This window comes from Apilactobacillus apinorum, assembly GCF_001281175.1.
GTDB classification, from domain to species: Bacteria; Bacillota; Bacilli; order Lactobacillales; family Lactobacillaceae; genus Apilactobacillus; species Apilactobacillus apinorum.
Genome location: NZ_KQ440395.1, coordinates 202,014 through 222,365 on the forward strand (window position 1 = coordinate 202,014; position 20,352 = coordinate 222,365).

At 38.6% G+C, this 20,352-nt stretch carries 16 protein-coding genes; 12 read left to right on the forward strand and 4 right to left on the reverse strand.

Annotated features, from left to right (window positions below):
- Positions 1–59 precede the first annotated feature (59 nt).
- The 9 genes from RZ74_RS00965 to RZ74_RS01005 all read left to right on the forward strand — a co-directional run bounded on the left by RZ74_RS00965 (position 60) and on the right by RZ74_RS01005 (position 12,683).
- Positions 60–998 (forward strand): aspartate carbamoyltransferase catalytic subunit, encoded by a 939-nt coding sequence (locus RZ74_RS00965; protein ID WP_053949590.1) that lies wholly within the window; start codon positions 60–62, stop codon positions 996–998.
- Complete coding sequence (locus RZ74_RS00970; protein ID WP_053949591.1) at positions 982–2,250, forward strand: dihydroorotase; 1,269 nt, start codon at positions 982–984, stop codon at positions 2,248–2,250. The genes RZ74_RS00965 and RZ74_RS00970 overlap by 17 nt, the downstream gene beginning before the upstream one ends.
- On the forward strand, positions 2,250–3,329 hold the full coding sequence (locus tag RZ74_RS00975) for a carbamoyl phosphate synthase small subunit (protein WP_053949592.1): 1,080 nt from the start codon (positions 2,250–2,252) through the stop codon (positions 3,327–3,329). Before RZ74_RS00970 ends, RZ74_RS00975 begins: the two co-directional genes overlap by 1 nt.
- Position 3,330: 1 nt before the next feature.
- A complete protein-coding gene (carB, locus tag RZ74_RS00980; RefSeq protein WP_053949593.1) occupies positions 3,331–6,507 on the forward strand; it encodes a carbamoyl-phosphate synthase large subunit in 3,177 nt (1,058 codons plus the stop codon).
- Positions 6,508–6,516: 9 nt separating this feature from the next.
- Positions 6,517–7,461, forward strand: a complete 945-nt coding sequence (locus RZ74_RS00985) for a dihydroorotate oxidase (RefSeq protein ID WP_053949594.1) — start codon at positions 6,517–6,519, stop codon at positions 7,459–7,461.
- Between the two features lie 128 nt (positions 7,462–7,589).
- Complete coding sequence (locus tag RZ74_RS00990; RefSeq protein WP_053949595.1) at positions 7,590–8,252, forward strand: class A sortase; 663 nt, start codon at positions 7,590–7,592, stop codon at positions 8,250–8,252.
- A gap of 164 nt (positions 8,253–8,416) precedes the next feature.
- The gene (locus RZ74_RS00995) at positions 8,417–8,764 is read left to right on the forward strand and encodes a hypothetical protein (protein ID WP_053949596.1); all 348 of its coding nucleotides are present in this window, start codon (positions 8,417–8,419) and stop codon (positions 8,762–8,764) included.
- A 172-nt stretch (positions 8,765–8,936) separates the two neighbouring features.
- On the forward strand, positions 8,937–10,856 hold the full coding sequence (locus RZ74_RS01000) for a BspA family leucine-rich repeat surface protein (protein WP_053949597.1): 1,920 nt from the start codon (positions 8,937–8,939) through the stop codon (positions 10,854–10,856).
- 150 nt (positions 10,857–11,006) lie between these two features.
- On the forward strand, positions 11,007–12,683 hold the full coding sequence (locus tag RZ74_RS01005) for a BspA family leucine-rich repeat surface protein (protein WP_053949598.1): 1,677 nt from the start codon (positions 11,007–11,009) through the stop codon (positions 12,681–12,683).
- A gap of 43 nt (positions 12,684–12,726) precedes the next feature.
- Here RZ74_RS01005 and RZ74_RS01010 read toward each other — a convergent pair whose 3' ends face one another.
- Positions 12,727–13,692, reverse strand: coding sequence for a GMP reductase (locus tag RZ74_RS01010; protein ID WP_053949599.1), 966 nt, complete (start codon positions 13,690–13,692; stop codon positions 12,727–12,729).
- Positions 13,693–13,710: 18 nt separating this feature from the next.
- Complete coding sequence (locus RZ74_RS01015) at positions 13,711–15,003, reverse strand: adenylosuccinate synthase (protein ID WP_053949600.1); 1,293 nt, start codon at positions 15,001–15,003, stop codon at positions 13,711–13,713.
- 233 nt (positions 15,004–15,236) lie between these two features.
- Here RZ74_RS01015 and purB point away from each other — a divergent pair, with 233 nt between their 5' ends.
- The 3 genes from purB (at position 15,237) to RZ74_RS01030 (ending at position 18,488) form a co-directional block, all read left to right on the forward strand.
- A complete protein-coding gene (gene purB, locus RZ74_RS01020) occupies positions 15,237–16,532 on the forward strand; it encodes an adenylosuccinate lyase (RefSeq protein WP_053949601.1) in 1,296 nt (431 codons plus the stop codon).
- A gap of 88 nt (positions 16,533–16,620) precedes the next feature.
- Positions 16,621–17,172 (forward strand): hypothetical protein, encoded by a 552-nt coding sequence (locus tag RZ74_RS01025; RefSeq protein ID WP_053949602.1) that lies wholly within the window; start codon positions 16,621–16,623, stop codon positions 17,170–17,172.
- 92 nt (positions 17,173–17,264) lie between these two features.
- Positions 17,265–18,488 (forward strand): hypothetical protein, encoded by a 1,224-nt coding sequence (locus RZ74_RS01030; protein WP_053949603.1) that lies wholly within the window; start codon positions 17,265–17,267, stop codon positions 18,486–18,488.
- A gap of 39 nt (positions 18,489–18,527) precedes the next feature.
- On the opposite strand, the gene RZ74_RS01035 is transcribed toward RZ74_RS01030, so the two are convergent.
- The gene (locus RZ74_RS01035; RefSeq protein WP_053949604.1) at positions 18,528–19,466 is read right to left on the reverse strand and encodes an alpha/beta hydrolase; all 939 of its coding nucleotides are present in this window, start codon (positions 19,464–19,466) and stop codon (positions 18,528–18,530) included.
- A 20-nt stretch (positions 19,467–19,486) separates the two neighbouring features.
- Positions 19,487–20,269, reverse strand: coding sequence for a tyrosine-protein phosphatase (locus RZ74_RS01040; protein ID WP_053949605.1), 783 nt, complete (start codon positions 20,267–20,269; stop codon positions 19,487–19,489).
- Positions 20,270–20,352 lie beyond the last annotated feature (83 nt).

A 20,352-nucleotide genomic window follows, 5' to 3' on the forward strand; every position in this document is an offset into this window, starting at 1 on the left:
TCGGTCCATTTTCTAGCACCCACTCCATCGAGTTGGGTGCTTTTTAGGAGGATGGATACATGCAAACACATTTTTTAGATTTAAATCATCAAAGCGATGAAGCGATTATGGATTTAATCTATAACGCGATGCAATTTCGTAATGGAAAACAAGTTAGGTTGGAACGATCAATCTATTTCGCCAACATGTTTTTTGAAAATAGTACTAGAACGCATACTTCCTTTGAGATGGCAGAACGCAAAATGGGGATTAAGCCATTCAATATCGACCCTAATAATAGTTCAACTAAAAAAGGGGAATCACTAGCAGATACGGTTAAAACACTTCAGTCTATCGGTATCGACGGCGTGGTGATTAGACATAAGACAACCGGGTGGTATGAACCGCTAATTGATGATGATAATATCAGCGCGGTATTGATTAACGCCGGAGACGGCAGTGGTCAACATCCATCACAAAGTCTTTTAGACTTATTAACCATCTACGATGAATTTAAAACTTTTAAGTGCATTAAGGTCGCCATCGTCGGTGATTTACTCCACTCCAGAGTGGCACGTTCGAATGCCGAAATTCTACATCGTTTAGGCGCAACCTTATACTTCGCAGGACCTGATGAATGGTACCCACAAGATTTTGAGGCTTTTGGTACCTTTACCACCATTGACAACATGATCGAAGACGTCGACGTCGTAATGATGTTACGTGTCCAACTAGAACGTCTAAACGACGACGCGCGTGAAAACTTCACTGCGATTGATTATGCCAATGTGTATGGGTTAACCACACAGCGTGCGCAAAAAATGAAATCAACGGCAATCATCATGCACCCAGCACCGGTCAACCGCAACATCGAAATTGCCGATGAATTGGTGGAAGCACCACAATCCAGAATTTTCCGTCAAATGCAAAACGGGGTTTACGCCCGCATGGCAATTTTGGAATCAATCTTGAAGCAACGAAACCTAATCGCGGAGGATAACTATGAAAACCTTAATTAAAAATGTGTATGTAAATGAAGAACTAGTCAACATCCTAATCGAAGATGGCAAAATTGCCGCCATTAATAATGAAGAAAACGAGTCAGTAGATCAAGTAATCGACGGTCAAAAAACCACTGCATTACCCGGTTTAGTCGATGTTCATGTTCACTTCAGAGACCCGGGATTAACTTATAAAGAAGATACTGAATCGGGTAGTAAAGCTTCAGCACACGGTGGTTTCACCAGTGTGTGTGTAATGCCAAACGTTAAACCAGTTGTCGACACATCACATGCATTATCTGAACAATTAGCGCTAAATAAGGCTAAAAGCGTTGTTCACGCATATCAATACGCTGCAATCAGTAAGCAATTGATTGCCTACAAAACAACTGACTTTGCGGAAATGAATCGTTTGGGGGCGATTGCATTTACTAACGACGGTCATGGGGTCCAAAACGCTGAAACAATGTACTTAGCGATGCAAGCCGCTAAAGAAGCTAACAAACCATTAGTGGCCCACGTTGAAGATGACTCACTAATCAATGGGGGCGTGATGAACGAAAGTGACGCCGCCCAAAAATTAGGTTTACCAGAAATGTCACCACTGTCTGAATCATCACAACTAGCTCGTGACTTAGTTTTAGCGAAAGCAACGGGGGTCCATTACCATGTGGCTCACATCTCAACTGAAGAATCAGTCGAACTAGTCCGCATTGCCAAAGCACGCGGGATTAACGTCACTGCTGAGGTATCACCACATCATTTACTACTAGATGATTCAATGATTACTACTGACGACCCAATGATGAAGATGAATCCACCATTGCGTAGCCCAGAAGATCGCAAGGCGTTAATTGCCGGACTACTAGACGGGACTATCGACATGGTTGCCACTGACCATGCACCACACAGTGAAGAGGAAAAGTCGGGTTCAATGCGTGACGCATCATTTGGAATTGTCGGTATCGAAACCGCATTTAGCTTGATGTACACCCACTTCGTGAAGAACGGCATCGTTAATTTAAACCAACTAATTGAGTGGATGAGCAGCAACCCGGCAAACTTGTTCCATCTACCAGCGGGACAACTACAAGTTGGTCAACCAGCAGACATCACATTGATGGAACTAGACCAACCATATCAAATTGATGCTAACGATTTCCTATCCAAAGGAAAGAACTCACCATTCATCGGTGAACAAGTCTGTGGCAAAACCAAACTAACACTAGTCGATGGCAACATCGCATATCAAGATGGGAGCGAGGAATAATGCAAGCAAGATACTTAGTACTAAAGAATGGATCAACATATGAAGGAGTCGGCTTTGGTTCTAAAAAAGTCGTCCACGGTGAATTAGTTTTCTCAACAGGGATGACCGGTTACCAAGAAAGCATGACTGACGCAAGTTACGATGGCCAAATGTTGGTTTTTACTTATCCACTAATTGGGAACTACGGAGTGAATCGCGACGACATGGAAAGTTTACATCCATCAGTGACCGCAATTATTGTTAACGAAATTGCCCGCCTAGTTGGTAACTGGCGTAGCAACATGACACTAACTCAATACGCTGAGTTAGAAGACCTACCAGGAATTTCACAAGTCGATACGAGAGCATTAACCCAAGAATTACGTGATGAAGGTTCAATGGAAGCTGTGATTGTCGATGATTTAAAACCAGAAACCATTCAAGCTGCATTTGACCAACCACTAGCTAGCACCTCTGCACAAAGCGCATCCACTAACAGCGTTTATCAAGCACCTAACACCGGCCTAAGAGTGGCTTTAATCGATTTTGGATTAAAAGACTCCATCTTACGTTCACTAGCACAACGTAATTTAAACGTGACCGTTTTCCCATCAACTGCCAGTGCAGAAGAAATTTTAGCTAGTCATCCAGATGGGATTCTATTATCAAATGGACCTGGTGACCCGAAAGACTTAGATTACGTTTTACCAACCATTCGGATTCTAGAAGAACAACTTCCAGTCTTAGGAATTTGTTTAGGTCATCAATTATTCGCGTTAGCAAACGGTGCTAACACCTACAAGATGAAGTTTGGCCACCGTGGATTCAACCATGCGATTCAAGAAAATGGCAAACTAACCACTTATTTCACTTCACAAAATCATGGATATGCGGTTGATGCTGATTCAATTGAAGCAACTGAATTAGAAATCACCCAAACTGAAATTAACGATGGCACAGTTGAAGGGGTTCGCTTAAAGAATCGTCCAGCCTTTTCAGTCCAATACCATCCAGATGCATCACCGGGTCCACACGATGCCGAATATGTATTTGATGATTTTGTAGCAGCAATGCAAGCCAACCAGAAAGCGGGGATTTAAGATGGCAAAACGAACTGACATTCACAAGATTTTAGTAATTGGATCTGGTCCAATCATCATCGGACAAGCAGCGGAATTTGATTATTCCGGTTCACAAGCTTGTTTAGCCTTAAAAGAAGAAGGTTATGAAGTAATTCTAATCAACTCTAATCCAGCAACTATCATGACCGATACCACGATTGCCGACAAGATTTTCGTTGAACCAATCACAATGGAATTTATCAGCAAGATTATTCGCCAAGAATTACCAGACGCCATTCTACCAACATTAGGTGGTCAAACTGGATTAAACATGGCCAAAGAATTAGCTGATAGCCACATCCTAGAAGAATACAATGTTGAACTACTAGGAACCAAGCTAGACGCGATTGAAGAAGCTGAAGACCGTTTGCGTTTTAAAGAATTAATGCAAGCAATCGGTGAACCAGTTCCAGAATCTAAGACGGTCGAAAACATGGAAGACGCGGTTGCCTTTGCTGAACAAATCGGTTTCCCATTAGCGATTAGACCAGCTTACACCTTAGGTGGAACCGGTGGGGGATTCGCACATAATATGGAAGAATTCACCGAAATTATGGAAAACGGCTTACGTTTATCACCAATCAGCCAAGTGTTAGTCGAACGTTCAATTGCTGGATACAAGGAAATCGAAATGGAAGTGATGCGTGACCAAATCGATAACGCGATGATTGTCTGCTCAATGGAAAACGTCGACCCAGTCGGGATTCATACCGGGGACTCAATCGTGGCGGCGCCAGTGCAAACGCTATCCGATCGTGAATACGAAATGCTTCGTGATGCTGCTTTGAAAATCATTCGTGCATTGCATATCGAAGGGGGCTGTAACGTCCAAATGGCGTTAGATGCCAACAGCATGAAGTATTACATCATCGAAGTGAATCCGCGTGTCTCACGTTCATCTGCACTAGCTTCTAAGGCGACCGGTTATCCAATTGCGAAAATAGCTGCGAAAATTGCGGTTGGAATTAACTTAAATGAAATTCAAAACCCAGTTACTCACATTACGCTAGCTCAATTTGAACCAGCATTAGACTATGTTGTTACCAAAATTCCGCGTTGGCCATTCGATAAGTTCCCCCAAGCTGATAATCACTTAGGAACCCAAATGAAGGCGACCGGAGAAGTCATGGCAATGGGTCGTACTTTCGAAGAATCTTTATTGAAGTCAGTTCGTTCTTTGGAAATCGACCAACGTTACTTCGATTCTTCAGTCTATGCCGACAGCAGTACTGAAGAAATGTTAGTAGCAATTAAAGACGCTACTGACGACCGCTTATTCATGATTGCCGAATTGATTAAACGTGGTGTCACAATTGAACAAATCAATGCACAAACTCAAATCAACTTATTCTTCTTAGATAAGATTGCCCACATCGTCGAAATTGCTGAAGAATTGGAATCTGATCATTCACCTCAAATGCTAAAGATGGCCAAAAGATACGGTTTCTCAGACGAATGGATTGCTGCCATCTGGGGCGTTGAGGAAACAGAAGTGCGTGATTTAAGAAAACAAAACAAGATTACACCGGTCTACAAGATGGTCGATACATCTGCCGGAGAAATCAAGGCAGCGACACCTTACTTCTACAGTACCTGGGGTCAACAAAATGAATCACAGGTATCAGATAAAAAATCAGTGCTAGTGTTAGGTTCTGGTCCAATTAGAATCGGTCAAGGGGTCGAATTTGATTACGCGACCGTCCATGGGGTTCAAACTCTTCAACAATTAGGCTACGAAGCAATTATTATGAACTCTAATCCAGAAACAGTTTCAACCGATTTCTCAATGTCAGATAAGCTTTATTTCGAACCACTAACAATTGAAGATGTCTTAAATGTGATTGAACTGGAAAAACCAGTCGGTGTCGTCGTTCAATTCGGTGGACAAACTGCGATTAACTTAGCCGAACCATTGCATCAAGCGGGGGTGAAAGTTTTAGGAACGACTGTTGCCGATATCAACCGTGCCGAAGACCGTCATGATTTCGACCAAGTGATTAAACAACTTCAATTACCACAACCACAAGGTGACACCGCTACTAACATTGATGAAGCATTACAAATTACCAACCAAATCGGCTACCCAGTCATGATTAGACCATCATATGTCCTAGGTGGAAAGGCGATGGAAATCGTCCACGATGACGAAGAACTTCACCGCTACATGACTAAAGCTGTGCATGCATCTAATGACCACCCAGTCCTAATTGACCAATACCTATTAGGATCAGAAGCAGAAGTCGACGTTGTATCAGATGGTGAAACTGTCGTAATTCCTGGGATCCTAGAACACATTGAAAGGGCCGGAATTCACTCTGGAGACTCAATGGGCGTGTATCCACCACAAATTATGTCGGATAAAGTCCAAAAACAAATTGAAACTGCCGCAATCGAACTAGCAAAAACACTTAACACCAAAGGGTTAATGAACGTCCAATTCGTGATTCAAAACGAAACCGCGTACGTGATCGAAGTTAACCCAAGAGCTTCTCGAACCGTTCCATTCATGTCGAAGGTGGCCCACGTTCCAATGGCCGACTTAGCAACCCGCATCATGGTCGGTGAAAAACTAGCCGACTTGGGATACACATCTGGTGTAGTTTATACAGCCAGTCGCATTAGCGTTAAATCACCAGTCTTTAGTTTCTCCAAGCTTCCACATGTCGATAACACATTGGGACCTGAAATGAAGTCTACCGGTGAAGCGATGGGATCAGATACTAGCTACGCTAAAGCACTTTACAAGTCATTCATCGCATCTGGTATCAGCATTCCAACTTCTGGCAATGTCTTATTCACGGTATGCGATGAAGACAAACAAGAAGCACTAGCTTTAGCAAAACGTTTCAGAAGATTAGGGTTCCAAATCAAAGCGACCCAAAAGACTCATCAATTCTTCAATGATAATGGGCTTGCGAACACCTTAATCAACAAGTTTTCAGATAATCAAGACGACAATCCGGTTTCAGAACTATACAAGCAACACTTGAAATTAGTTGTGAACACGATTGACTCGACTGAAACCACATTTGATGATGAAGCTAAGATTCGTGCCGCTGCAATTGAAAACGCGGTGCCACTATTTACCGCCTTGGATACGGTCGCTTCATTATTAACCGTACTAGAAGATCAAACACTAACTGTAAACCCACTTTAGGAGGACACCATGTCAGTAGACTTATCAGCACAAATCGCCAATATGAAAGTGAACAACCTATTTTTAAATGCTTCTGGAATCCATTGTCAAACCGAAAAGGAATTAGATGACTTAATGCACGAACCAGTTTCTGGTGCGATGGTCACCAAGAGTATGACGCCACAAAGTCGTTTCGGAAATCCATTACCTAGATACTATCGCTTAGCGAACGGATCCATTAATTCAATGGGACTACCCAACGAAGGCTTTGATTACTACATGGATTATCTAAAAAATCATGAACAAATCAAACCGGTGATTGTGTCAGTTGCCGGCCGTTCCAAAGAAGAAGATTTGGAAATGTTGCACACCTTACAAGATGACGATAGCTACCAAGGCTTGACCGAATTAAATTTATCTTGTCCGAACGTGATTGGTGAACCTCAAATGGCATATGATTTCCCAGCTGCGAATGACTTATTAAAAGAAGTTTTCAGTTTTTACAAGAAACCACTAGGCATTAAGTTGCCACCATACTTCGATTTAGTCCACTTTGACCAAATTGCTGAAGTGTTAAACCAATATCCATTGAGCCATGTGAATACCATCAATTCGATTGGAAATGGATTATGGATTGACGTTAACTCTGAAACAGTTGTCCTAAAACCAAAAGGTGGTTTTGGTGGAGTCGGTGGTTCAATGGTCCTACCAACCGCATTGGCGAACGTGCGCGGCTTACGTCAACGTTTGAATCCATCCATTAAGATTATCGGAACTGGTGGGGTCACTAACGGAAGGGATGCATTTGCTCACATCTTGTGTGGTGCTGAAATGGTCTCCATTGGAACACAGTTATACGAAGAAGGCTTGGGGACCTTTGAACGAGTTACGCGTGAATTCACCGATATTATGGAAGCAAAAGGCTACCAATCATTAGCCGACTTCCGTGGTAAATTAAAAGTGATTGAAGATTAACCTAAAAAGACGTGTTGTTAACACGTCTTTTTTTATTGTTTAAGATTTAGTAAGGATTATAGTTGCCACCGTGCAGAATAACCATTTTGTGATAGGATAAAAAGAAAAAGACAAGCGGGGCAAAGACAATGAAGAAAAAATTGTATACAGCAACTTGGGTGACCTTGCTGGTGGTCGGGGTATTCTTAATCTCGCTACCATGGTTAGAAAATAGCGCGATTAAATATTTAACTAATAGTGAAATGAACGGTCGCATTGCGGCGACCGCTAAGGATAAGAACGCTAACTTTGATTTTAAAAAAATTGAAAGTGTTTCTGCATCTTCAATTTCCAAGGCAATTCTAAACGGTAAAAAGCAACAAATGATTGGTAAAATCGCCATTCCTTCCGTCAAAATTAGTCTACCCTTGTACTATGGATTGAATAATCAAGAACTTTTATCCGGTGCTGGAACAATGAAAGCTGATCAAAAATTGGGTGAAGGTAACTTCGCGGTTGCTGGTCATCATATGAGTAATGGTAAAATCTTGTTTGGACCATTGCATAAGGTCAAAAAGAACACTGCAGTCTACTTTACAGACGGGAAAAATCGTTATACTTATCGAGTTTCATTTGTTAAAACTATTAGTCAATATGATGTTCACTATGTAACGGATACTTATAAGTCGCCAGTAGTAACTTTAATTACATGTTCCAGTGGAACATTGAACGAACCAAATCGTACTTTAGTGGTGGCAAAATTAGCTTCAGTGCAAAAATTAAGTAATCAAAACGCAAAGGTATTTAATTAAAACGAAAAGACAGCTAAGAGCTGTCTTTTTTATTTTATAATGTAGTAATTAGTTAATTATAATGATATTATGTATTTAATTTTATGTGTTAGGAATGACTATTGTCATTCCTTCGATAAAGTAATAAATTATATCTCAATGAAAATAAATAAGGAGGGATATTAGTGAACAATAAAAAAATCATCACAGCAATTGCAGCATTTAGTTTTATTTCTTTAGCTGGAATTACTTCATTTAATCGAATTTCACCGTTGGTTAAGGCAGCTAGTCATAGTAAAATTAACCATCGTCGCTTTAAAAAACAAGGAAAACATGTATATATTGTTCAGGTATCTAATAGCAATGCTTATGCATATTGCACTCCTAGTACAAAAAATAAACGAGGGCGTATCTACGTTTCTAAACATACCCGTTTACACGTTTATAACACGGTAAAGAAGAATAATAAGACTTTTTATGAAATTAAAAGTCACCGCTATATTCAATCAACAAACGTCAATGTATTAGAATAAATAATCAAAAAAAGACAGCCTAGAAAGCTGTCTTTTTGAGTATTTGTATACTATCAATTAAGACATCTTTACCTTGTGTAAGTTTTTGTTAAAGCTTGTCGAGACTGGTTTTAAAATGATTTTTTCTGCTGTATCATTTCCCTATTGAATAAACAAATTGGGGTGAAACGATATGAAAAAAGATTTAATTAAGACTAACGAAAAAAAGAAACTTAGAAAAGTTAAGAAAAATTGGATCGTGGTTGCAGCGGCAACATTTGCCGTTCTTGGAACAGGTGCATTATTACAAAGTAAATCAGTTAATGCATTTGCTGACACTACTACTGTGGCTCAATCATCAGCAGAAACCAGTACACCTTCTGTAACTTCAGCTGCTTCAGATACTGCAATTCAAAGTAGTGCTGCGTCATCTATTGCTGGAAGCACACAAAGTAGTCAATCTTCATCAAGTGCAACTGCTAGTTCAGCTGCTAGTGCTACTAGTGAAAGTAACAGCACTGCATCAAATGCTACTAATGTGGAACAATTAAAGTGGGGAACCGCTAATGCAACTTATGACAAAGATACAAAGACTTTAATTGTTAATAGTGGAGACAACAACACAGTTGGGGTGCTTCCGCAAGACGGTACTTCTGGTGACATTAATTTTAAATCTGAAGTTGAAAAATTAGTAATTGCTAAGCCGGTCAAATTATCAGCTAATGCGCAATGGGTTTTTGGTAACTTCACTAATTTAAAGGATATTGAAGGCCTATCTAATGTGGACGCTTCTGATGCTGTCTACATGGATGGATTATTCTCACAAGACAAATATTTAACAAGCATTGATATTTCAAATTGGAATACTTCAAAAGTTGTTTCAATGAATAGTATGTTTGATGGAACTAAGTCTGTTCAAACAATTAACTTAACAGGAATTGATACTAGTAAAGTGCAAAGTATGTATGCAATGTTTGCTCATAACTACTCACTAACTAATGTAATTGGTATCAATAACCTAAACTACAGTAGTGTTACTGATATGAAATATTGGTTTGCTGAAGATAGATCACTAACTAAGTTAGATTTATCTGGAGTTTATGCTCCTAATGTTACTGATATTGATTTTATGTTTTTAAATACTATTAGTTTAACTTCACTAAATATGTCGAAGTTCAGTACTCAAAATGTAACTAGTGGGAAAGCTTTTTGGTTTATAACAGAAGATCCTGAATTTAATTTTACTAACCGTAATAATCCTAGCGCTATGGTAAGTCGTTTGGTTTCGTTTATTGTGGGACCTAACTTTGATACTTACAAAATTTTATTTCAAAGCTTCGGTGGTAACCGTAAGTCAGTTAAAATTGGTAGTGATGGACTGTTAAATCAGGTCGACTCTAATGAATATAGTTTGGATTTGGATAATAATACAACCTATTATCCTGATTCAATAAAGCAAGAAGCTACTTTGCTATGGCGCGGTAAGTTAATTAAATTTATTGATGTTGGTACCGGTCAACAAGTTGGTACAACATTAGTTGCTCAAGGACTAGTGGGTCAACCAACCCAAGTTCCTTTGCCTGACGGATATCAATTAATTGATGAAAACGGGAATATTGTTAATTTTGAACAAAGTGATAGTTTAGATACGACCCAAGTAATTAGGGTGGGAAGACCAATAAGATTTACTATTAATTTGGTAGATTCAGATAACAACGTTGTTGCTACTAGAACTGTTGATGGAACGCTTGGACAATCATTTGATGCTAGTTCGTTATTACCTAGTGGCTATCACTTCACTTATGGTAGCACCGTTACGCCAAGTGAAAATGGACAAACTATTAATATCTCTGTGGATCAAGATACATTGATTGATAACCATCAAAATAATAATGGAAAGCCTGATAAAGAAAAACCAATTATTGACAACCATAAAAATAATTCTGGAAAATCAACTAAGCATTCTAGTCAAAATAATAGTACTCAATATAAAGATGCTGATAAGTTACCACAAACAGGTAGCCAATCAACTTTAGTTGCACAATTGTTAGGTTTACTACTAATAGTTCTTTCGTTAGGATTAGTTTCATTACGTAAATTTAATTACAAATAATTAGAAGACAGCCGAACGGCTGTCTTTTTTGCAGTTTGGTGTCAAAAATTAAGAAACCTTTACTTTTTGTAAGTTTTGTTTAATTCCCTATTTTAAGTATTTATTTTAGGATAATATGTTCTTGTTGAGATATATAAGAGGTGAATGAACATGAACCAAGATTTCAAAAAGACAAATGAAAAAAAGACATTAAGAAAAGTAAAGAAAAACTGGGTTGTAATGGCGGTGGCGACCTTTGTGCTAACTGGGGGTGCATCAGTACTTGGTACTCACTTTGTCACAGCGGAAGCTAGTGATACTACTCAAACGACTACAACAAATTCTTCAGATATTTCAGAAGTTCAAGCTACTGGCCAATGGGGGACTGTTAACTTCACTTTCACTAAAGATGGAACTCTAACTTTGAATGGGAATGGGATATTATCCATGAATTTCCCATCCAATGTGAGCAAAGATGCAGTTACTAAAATAGTGTTTAATAACACTGTTAAATTACCTAGGGATTCAACTAGATTGTTGGGTGATTTTCATAACTTAAAGGAATTCGTCGGCTTAGATAAAGTCGATGCATCTGATTTGGAAATAGCTGGTGGCCTATTTGTAGAAGACCACAGTATTGAATCGATTGACATCAGTTCATGGAATACTTCTAAGTTAACTTATGCTTTGGAAATGTTTGCTGGTGATCACATGATTAAAACAATTAATTTAACAGGAATAGACACTAGTAATGTTACTAACATGCAAGAAATGTTTGCTCACAGTTACAACTTAACTAACATCATTGGGTTAAATGGTTTGGATGTTTCTAATGTGACAAATTTTGATTACTTTGTCGCATGGGATGTTTCGCTACCAAGCATAGACATTTCTAACTTTAAGACGGTTAATAATCCAAGTTTGTCCTATATGTTTTATGCAACCCCTAATCTTCAAAGTATTAATATTGTAGGTTTTTCCAACTCTGGATCTGATAATACTAGAAGTTTTGATTTACAACCTAATGGCAAAGATGAAGGATATCCAACTAATATTGATGATGGGAAGCGTCAATTAACTAGCATTTTAATTGGACCTAACATGGACTTATCTAAAATGGGATTCCAAAGTTCAGTTAGTGATATGAACTACTACAAATTAGTAAATGGACAAGCGGTATTAAACGATTCCAATAGGCCAGCATCATCTAATTGGGTAGCGTCAGTTATCAAGGTAGTAGACCGTGATCATCCGGATCAAGTGTTTTCAACATTACTATTCCAAGGAGTTCCTGGAAGCAGTGTTAATGTAAATATACCTTCTGGATATGGTCTTGATAAAAGCAGTACACAAACTATTACTTTGGGTAACCAAGCTATTCAAGATGCTGAAGTTAAGGTTTATAAACCAGGGACAGAACCAGATTCTAACAGTTCCTCCAACAGTTCAGAGGAATCTAGCAGTGCACAAAGTAGTGCTTCATCAAGCCAAAGTAGCTCTGCATCATCTAGCATTACAAGTTCATCAGAAAGCGCTACCTCATCAATTACTACAAGCGGTAGTTCAGCATCGTCAAACGAAAGCAGTGCACAAAGTAGTGCTTCATCATCTGATGGCGCAATTGATGATCACAACAATAACACTGGAAAACCAACTACAGATACTAATAAGCACCACCAATCAGGTCATACGACTAACTCAACCGCTAATGTCAACATCAACCACCAAGACGAATTACCACAAACTGGTCAACGTTCAACTAAAGCAGCCGAAATCTTCGGATTAATTTTAATCGTTTTATCATTAGGATTAGTGGCAATTCATCGTCATGACCACCATAAGAGATAAACAAAAAAGCCTAACTTAATAGAGTTAGGCTTTTTCTTATATATTAAGATTCATCAATGCTATCTAATAGAACGTAGTTAACTTTGCGAAGTGACATCAGGTCTTTTCCACCAGCGTAAGAAATAGATGATTGTAAATCTTCCTTCATTTCTAGTAAGGTTTCAGCAATGTTTCCCTTGAATGGGATTAATAATTGACGACCTTCAACGTTATGGTGTTCACCTTTTTGCTTAGCAGAAGCTGACCCCCAGTATTGTTTGAACTTCTTACCGTTCTTTTCAACGATTTCACCAGGTGATTCGACGTGACCAGCGAATACTGAACCAATCATCATCATGGTAGCACCAAAACGAATTGACTTAGCTAAATCACCGTTAGTACGGATACCACCGTCAGCAATCATGGGCTTAGTAGCAGCTTTTGAACACCATTTAAGTGCTGAAAGTTGCCAACCACCAGTACCAAAACCAGTCTTGTACTTAGTGATACATGCCTTACCAGGTCCGATTCCAATCTTAGTTGCATCGGCACCAGCGTTTTCGATTTCACGAACCGCATCAGGGGTACCTAAGTTGCCAACAATTAGGAAAGTTTCTGGAATCACTTTCTTGATGTGTTTGATCATTTGAATTACGAATTCTGAATGACCATGCGCAACGTCGATAGTTGTGTATTCAGGAATTTCGTTAGCTTCCTTTAATTCGTTAATGAAGTCATATTCGCTATCTTTGATACCAACACTAATTGAAGCGAATAAACCTTTTTTGTGCATGCTCTTAACGAAGTCTAAACGTTGTTCTGGTTGGAATCTGTGCATTACGTAGAAGTAGTCATGTTCAGCCATCCAAGTAGCTAGATTTTCGTCCATTACGGTTTCCATGTTAGCAGGCACGATGGGTAATTGGAATTTACGAGGACCAAATTGAACTGAAGTATCAGCTTCACTACGGCTTTTAATAATACATTTCTCAGGCAATAATTGGACATTATGGTAATCAAAAGTTTTCATTATTATAACCTCACTTTATTACTTATGGTCTTCCCATACGTTTTTCAAAATTTTAGTAGCTTCACGGTCTGGACCGACGGCAAAGGTACATAGTTCAACACCGGTTAGTTCAGCAACGCGTTTTAGGTAATTTTGTGCGTTTTCAGGTAATTCTTCTACAGTGTTGCAGCTAGTAATGTCTTCTGACCATCCAGGAAGGTCTTCAAAAACAGGTTCACATTCATCTAAGAAGTCTAGGTTAGCAGGGTAATATTTGATTAATTCTCCATCGTGTTTGTAACCAACACAGATACGAACAGTATCAAAACCAGATAGCACATCTAGACAGTTTAGCGATAAATCAGTAATTCCTGAAGTTCTTACTGCGTGTTTTAAAACAACTGCGTCTAGCCAACCGATACGACGAGGGCGTTTAGTAACGACACCGTATTCATGAGCGATTTCACGAATACGATCAGCACGTTCGTCGAATAATTCAGTTGGGAATGGGCCGTCACCAACACGAGAAGTGTAGGCTTTACATACACCGACAACTGAATTGATACGGTTAGGACCAATTCCAGTACCAGTGGCAGCGTTTCCGGCAGTAGGGTTAGATGAAGTTACGTATGGATAAGTTCCATGGTCGATATCTAACATTGCCCCTTGAGCACCTTCGAATAATACTTTCTTGTTTGCATCTAATGCTTCATTAATAAGTAGAGAAGTATCAGTTACATATGGTGCAATTTTTTTAGCATATTCATTATATTGGTTAAAGATTTCGTCAAAGTCAAAACCAGGTTGGTCGTATAACTTATCTAAAATGTTGTTTTTAATGTTTAAGGCTTGGTGTAACTTTTCAGCAAAGGTCTTTTCGTCGATTAAATCAGCGACGCGAATCCCAATTCTTTCAAGTTTATCCATATAAGCGGGTCCGATTCCCTTGTGGGTGGTACCAACTTTATGTTCCTTTTGTTCTTCTTGTAATTTATCAAATAATATATGATATGGCATGATTACTTGAGCGCGGTTAGAAATGCGCAAGCCAGAGTAATCAAAACCATTTTCTTCTAAGTAGTTCATTTCAGAAATTAAAGTTTCAGGGTTAACAACTACCCCGTTACCAATAATACTTAACTTGTCTGAGTAGAAAATACCAGAAGGAATTAAACGGCAGTGAAACTCCTTGTTGTCAATAACGATGGTATGGCCGGCGTTGTCTCCACCAGAATATCTTACGATCATATCAGCATCTTGACTGAGAAAGTCGGTTATTTTTCCTTTCCCTTCGTCGCCCCATTGGCTACCTATAATAACGATTGATGACATCAAGTTCACCTCATATATTTCTTTTAGTATTGAGGAGTGCCTCAAAAAACACTCCACGAAAGATTTTACCATGGCGTCAATAAAAATCAAGAACTATTTTAATAAATGAGAAAATATCGTTCGGAAAAAGAATAAAAAGCGAACGATTAAATTAATAATTTTGTTTATAATAGTGAAAATGCGAATTATGTATGTTAAGATAGAATCATGATATACCGAAAGGATGGATTGTGATGATTGATCGTTATACCAGACCAGAGATGGGAAATGTGTGGTCTAAATATAATCAATACGCCTCATGGCTAGCTGTGGAGGTCGCTGTTGATGAAGCTTGGGCCAAGTTAGGAGAAATCCCAGCTGAGGATTTGGCTAAGATCCAAAAGAACGCTACCTTTGATGAAAAAGAAATTGAAGAAATCGAAAAGACTACTCACCATGATGTCGTTGCCTTTACTCGTGACGTCTCAAGATACTTGGGTGATGAAAGTAAATGGATTCATTTTGGAATGACCAGTACAGATATCGTTGATACTGCGCAAGGTTACCGTTTAAAACAAGCCAACGCGATTATCAGAAAAGATATTGAAGAATTAATTGAAACCATTGGTAACAAGGCTCTTAAGTACAAAGATACTGTTATCATGGGAAGAACCCACGGGGTTCAAGCAGAACCTACTACATTTGGTTTGAAGTTACTTCGCTGGTACGAAGAAATGAAACGTAATCTAGAACGCTTTGACATTGCTTCTAAAGATGTTGAAGCTGGTAAGATTTCTGGTGCCGTTGGTACTTTCGCTAACGTTGATCCATTCGTAGAACAATACGTTTGTGAAAAGTTAGGCATTCGTGCGCAATCAGTAGCCAGCCAAGTACTACCACGTGATTTACATGCTAATTACATCACGTGTTTAGGCGTAATTGCTACTAGTTTAGAAGAATTCGCGACTGAAATTCGTGGTTTACAACGTTCTGAAATTCATGAAGTTGAAGAACATTTTGCGAAGGGCCAAAAGGGATCATCAGCAATGCCACACAAACGTAACCCAATCGGTTCAGAAAACATTTGTGGTCTAGCTCGTGTAATGCGTGGCCACGTGGTTACCGCAATGGAAAACGTTGCATTGTGGCACGAACGAGACATTTCTCATTCATCTGCTGAACGTGTAATTCTACCAAATTCAACTATCTTAATTGATTACATGTTACATCGCTTTAACAACATTGTTCGAGACTTAGACGTCTTTGAAGAAAGAATGCTAAGCAACTTGAACCTAACTAATGGTTTAATTTACTCACAACGTGTTATGTTAAAACTAGTTGAAGCAGGGATGACTAGAGAAGCAGCTTATGATTTAGTCCAACCTTTAACTGCGATTGCATGGGATGAAAACAAACAATTCAAACCATTGGTAGAAGGCAATGCCACTATCACTCAAAAATTAACTCAATCAGACATCGATGATGCCTTTGATTATCACTATCACATCCGCCACGTCGACGAAATTTTCAAACGCTGTGGTTTAAACTAATTAAAAAAGCCTGGTTTCTATGGAAACCGGGCTTTTTTAGCTTTAATATTTATTAGAAATCAGTTAGAATATTACCAAGGTGGTATATATGAAGAAAAATTTTACGTTTATGACTAAGCAAGGCTGGATGTTTGCAGTTCCATTTTTCTTATTTTCAGTCTATTACACAATGAGTAAAGCTCATTTCGCACATTGGAAATCCATTCGTGTGATGTTTCATCTAATTGATTTTCCGCACGTTATTAGTGCAATTGGTTATGCAGCCGTTGTGTTCGCATTCTACCTATTATGTGCACTAATTCCATCACGCCGTATTATTGCGTTGCCTTCAATCATTACAATTATGTTGGCAGCACAACAACTAACGCTAGCTTACTTCACATTCCCAATTGGCGATGTGATTGGCGGATTGGTATTGTTGATTGCAACTGTCGTGATTGCTGGAATGGCATTGATTTACGCCAAAATCGCGCTTACAGTGATTGATGGTATCGGTGCTTCTAGTAAAGGTAATTATTTAACCGCATGGTTGCGCGAAATTAAATTAGCGGTGGTTGCTAACTGGAAATTTTTAGTAATCGACGTCTTAATTTATGTCGTAATCAATGCATCAATCGTGATGACACTTACTTTTAAATAAAAGTCGACTTAATGGTCGGCTTTTTTATTTTGACAAAAAGCAGCACATTTTTGCGTAAATATTAATATCACGGTTTAAAAGGGGAGATATTAATGAAATTCAAAGCAAGAATGATGCTGGGAATTATTTTATTGGCGTTAGGTGTGAATAGCGGGATATCGCTTGTTCATGCTGATACCACGACTAATGCTGACAAGTTACCAAGCTTATTATCCAAATTATCGTTGGATTACGAACAAGAATTGGATAATCAAATTCAGGCACATACTAATAATACGATTGCTGAAGGAGAAAAGTTCGTCCAGATGGTGCCTGCTAACGACAGTTTTGTCGGTGATGATCAAATTGCGGATTGGCAAAAGTATTGTACGAAATTAGGTTTATCAATTAACGACTATCAAGGTTTGTTACGTCAAGAAAACGAATTACGCGAGTCAATTAAAAAAGACTTCAAAGCAGCTAAAGATACTGATGACGTTATCACTAGCTATCGTGATATCGATAACGTTATTAGTTCAGTGTTGGACTATGTTCATAATAAGAAGCTATTATTGCATCAATTGAGCAAACAACTAGTAAAAGTTGATGTTAACCAACATATTGATGGATTATCTGATATGGGTGAAGCGATGTTATCTAAACAGGCAAAAGACGCTTTTAAAAGCCATGATGAAAGCTTTGCAGGAACAACATTATCATCACGTCACCAATATCAATTAGCAACGTTATTAGATACGATGAAGCCGGTGACACCAGAACCACAGCAAGATACTGATAAAACAGAACCAGATACTAATCATTCATCTGATAATCATATCGATAACAAGACCACAGATAGTAATAATCAACCAAGTGTTCCTGTGGACGACAAATCAAAAGTTGTGCCTTCCAAAGATGATAACCATCCAGTAATTCCACAACCAGTGAATGATGAATTAACCAAACAGATCGCACAACAACAATCTCAAATTAATGCGTTAGAAGCAACAATCACTGGCCTAAATAAACAAATGAATGCATTCAAAGAAATAATTAAAAAGATTCAAAATGATGGTTTCGGCCCAATTATCTATGATCAAACTGGGTTGATTTCAAAATCAGAAAGAGCTGCTTTAGATCAATTGATGGATGTTATTAGACAAAATACAGCTTGGGATGATACACAAAAAGTTCAACCTAAGTGCAAACATCAAACGGTGAAACAACGTTTGAGAAAAGTTAACCATCAATTAAAACAAAAACATTTAAGTCATCGAAAACGAGTTAAATTATTAAAATTAAGACGTCAATTATTAAAACGATTGCGTCATAAATAAAAAGAGTTTCCAATGAAAATTGGAAACTCTTTTTTTATCTTAATCAAAGTGAGTATGAAGAAAATCTTTAACGTGTTTTTTGTATGCCACTGGGTTAGTCCAGAAGCTTTCTTCATGGCCAGCGCCAGGAACAATCCATAATTGTTTTGGCCCTTTTGATGCGGCGTAGTTTTCGTATGACATGTATGTTGGCACGTAGATGTCACTATCACCATGAATAAATAGCGTTGGCAATTTGTTCTTCTTTAGTGCTTCAGTACAAGAAGCATTGTGAAGACGGTAACCGACTTTGTACCAGTTAATTGCACTAACTAGTGGTTCGATTGGGTAAGGTGGTAAGTGGAACATATCTTTTAGTAGATAGTTAAACTCATCACCGACGTTAGTGTAACCACAATCAGCGATGATGGCTTTGACTTGCTTAGGTAGTTTTTCACCACTTAGCATTGTCACAATACCAGCACCCATACTAATTCCAAACATTAAAATTTTGGCATCTTCACCGACTTTTTCTAGGACTAATTGAATCCAACGAAGGTAGTCGATACGATCTTTCCAACCGTAGCTGACGTACTTACCGTCGCTATCTCCGTGGGCACGATCGTCAGGTGCTAAAACGTTAAAGCCTAGTTCATGATACATCTTGATGAAGTTGGCCATTGTTTCACGGTTACAACCAACACCATGTGCCATGATTATGGTCTTGTTAGTAGGTGTTTTTGCTGGGACGTAAGATGCAATCATCTTTTCACCAGTGTCAACTTCGTTTAATACCCATTCTTCTTTAGGAATGGCATGGAACCAGTCAACATAACGGTAGTAAGCATAAGCAAATCGCATTTGGCTGGCTTGTGGTGTTGGTTCGTCATCTTTGCGACTCATTCCTAATTTAAATAGGTAGTTACTGAATAGGAAGGCAGTCGTACTGACTGCAGTCGACATGATTCCTAATGCTACAGCGGTTTTTTTGAATCCCATAAAAATCCCTCCAATACGGTTTAATCGGTTAGATAGATGGATTTTAATTTATCAATATCAGCATCGGTTAAACCAATGAATTCATGTAAAAAGTTGTTGATGTTGCCATATTTTTCATTGATTGTTTCCATCGCAGCATCAAAATAGGATTCGTCGACGGTGTATAAATCATGAAGGTTTTGTTCTAAAGCTTCGGTCATACCGTATTTACTGTATTGGTCGACCTTTAAACGAATGTATGGCACCATTTGTTCTTTTGAAATTAAGTAATCTTGTTTGATGGTATCAATATCGATACCTAATGCGAATAAGAAGAAAGCGGCAGATAAACCGGTGCGGTCTTTTCCTTGAGCACAGTGGAATAATACAACGCCATCGCCATCATTTTGTAGTAAAACTTTAAAAAGATTTTGGAAGGCGGCTTGGGCTTCGGGGCTAGTAACCATTGATTGGTAAGAACGAATCATGTTGGCTTTGCCACGAGAAGCGTCAAACATATATTGTTCAGCGTATTGACGCTCTGTCTTGTCGTGACCACTGTTGAAAACTGGGTTCTTAATTAATTCCGCATTATTAGGAAGTTTGTCAGAAGCTTTAGCGCGTTCTGCGTCAGAACGTAAGTCGACGTCATATTTGACACCGTAAGTTTCTAAAAAGTTTAAATCTGATTTAGATAGATCGGCTAATTCACCGGAACGTAAGACCTTGTTCCATTTAACTTGTCTACCATCAGCGGTTTGATAACCACCTAATTCACGGAAGTTATAACCATTTTCAATATTTAATAAGCGTTGGTTGGTCATGTTGTTTTCCCTCCTTTGGACATCGAAATGTGTTTATTACATTGTAAAAGAAAAACAACGGATATAAAAGTAATAGTTATCTT

Bases quoted from the DNA above. Each gene is read 5' to 3' on its own strand.
- RZ74_RS01015 (WP_053949600.1), bottom strand. From the start codon at position 15,003: ATGTCATCAATCGTTATTATAGGTAGCCAATGGGGCGACGAAGGGAAA.
- RZ74_RS01010 (WP_053949599.1), bottom strand. From the start codon at position 13,692: ATGAAAACTTTTGATTACCATAATGTCCAATTATTGCCTGAGAAATGT.
- RZ74_RS01040 (WP_053949605.1), bottom strand. From the start codon at position 20,269: ATGACCAACCAACGCTTATTAAATATTGAAAATGGTTATAACTTCCGT.
- RZ74_RS00990 (WP_053949595.1), top strand. From the start codon at position 7,590: ATGAAGAAAAAATTGTATACAGCAACTTGGGTGACCTTGCTGGTGGTC.
- RZ74_RS01030 (WP_053949603.1), top strand. From the start codon at position 17,265: ATGAAATTCAAAGCAAGAATGATGCTGGGAATTATTTTATTGGCGTTA.
- RZ74_RS00975 (WP_053949592.1), top strand. From the start codon at position 2,250: ATGCAAGCAAGATACTTAGTACTAAAGAATGGATCAACATATGAAGGA.
- RZ74_RS00970 (WP_053949591.1), top strand. From the start codon at position 982: ATGAAAACCTTAATTAAAAATGTGTATGTAAATGAAGAACTAGTCAAC.
- RZ74_RS01000 (WP_053949597.1), top strand. From the start codon at position 8,937: ATGAAAAAAGATTTAATTAAGACTAACGAAAAAAAGAAACTTAGAAAA.
- RZ74_RS01005 (WP_053949598.1), top strand. From the start codon at position 11,007: ATGAACCAAGATTTCAAAAAGACAAATGAAAAAAAGACATTAAGAAAA.
- carB (WP_053949593.1), top strand. From the start codon at position 3,331: ATGGCAAAACGAACTGACATTCACAAGATTTTAGTAATTGGATCTGGT.
- RZ74_RS00965 (WP_053949590.1), top strand. From the start codon at position 60: ATGCAAACACATTTTTTAGATTTAAATCATCAAAGCGATGAAGCGATT.
- RZ74_RS00985 (WP_053949594.1), top strand. From the start codon at position 6,517: ATGTCAGTAGACTTATCAGCACAAATCGCCAATATGAAAGTGAACAAC.
- RZ74_RS01035 (WP_053949604.1), bottom strand. From the start codon at position 19,466: ATGGGATTCAAAAAAACCGCTGTAGCATTAGGAATCATGTCGACTGCA.
- purB (WP_053949601.1), top strand. From the start codon at position 15,237: ATGATTGATCGTTATACCAGACCAGAGATGGGAAATGTGTGGTCTAAA.
- RZ74_RS01025 (WP_053949602.1), top strand. From the start codon at position 16,621: ATGAAGAAAAATTTTACGTTTATGACTAAGCAAGGCTGGATGTTTGCA.